This window comes from Pseudoxanthomonas sp. PXM01 (genome assembly GCF_014851815.1).
GTDB lineage: Bacteria > Pseudomonadota > Gammaproteobacteria > Xanthomonadales > Xanthomonadaceae > Pseudoxanthomonas_A.
Window position 1 is genome coordinate 1 of the sequence record NZ_JACVAJ010000012.1, and the last position, 202, is coordinate 202.

Below are 202 nucleotides of genomic sequence, written 5' to 3' on the forward strand. Positions count from 1 at the left end.
CCAGCGTGTCGAACACGGCGGTGGTGACCGGCGGCGGTGACCCGGACTGCGTGGGCACCGGCTGCACCACGCCGCCAGTGGTCACGACGGTCACGGCACCGAACCTGGTGATTGCCAAGAGCGGTCCGGCGACAGCGGTAGTGGGCACGGCCTACAACTACGTCGTCACGGTGACCAACAACGGCACGGCGCCGACGACGGC

Annotated in this window: 1 protein-coding gene; it reads left to right on the forward strand. The window is 69.8% G+C overall.

All coding sequences use genetic code 11. The features are described from left to right. A partial coding sequence (locus IB230_RS19635; protein WP_192274566.1) for a hypothetical protein occupies positions 1 to 202 on the forward strand: 202 nt, incomplete at both ends.